The sequence below is a fragment of the Bacillus sp. SIMBA_008 genome (assembly GCF_046535495.1).
Lineage (GTDB): Bacteria > Bacillota > Bacilli > Bacillales > Bacillaceae > Bacillus > Bacillus subtilis.
The window spans coordinates 1-291 of the sequence record NZ_JAWRWL010000264.1; the positions used below are offsets into that span (position 1 = coordinate 1).

Annotated in this window: 1 protein-coding gene; it reads left to right on the plus strand. The window is 49.1% G+C overall.

What is annotated here, in order from left to right; all coding sequences use genetic code 11:
* On the plus strand, nucleotides 1–291 hold a 291-nt coding region (locus SB658_RS23120; RefSeq protein WP_410602602.1), incomplete at both ends, for an NAD-binding protein.

Sequence of the window (291 nt, forward strand, 5' to 3'; positions counted from 1 at the left end):
GAAACAGTAACGGACGGAAAATCACTCCCTCTCTTAACACCTATGTCTGAAGTGGCAGGCAGAATGGCCGCTCAAATCGGTGCACAATTTTTAGAAAAGCCAAAAGGCGGTAAAGGCATCTTGCTCGCAGGCGTACCAGGGGTATCAAGAGGGAAGGTCACGATTATAGGCGGCGGTGTTGTTGGAACAAACGCAGCGAAAATGGCGATTGGACTTGGCGCAGATGTCACTCTGATTGACGTAAACGCAGAACGCTTACGTCAGCTGGACGATCAATTTGGTCATCAAATG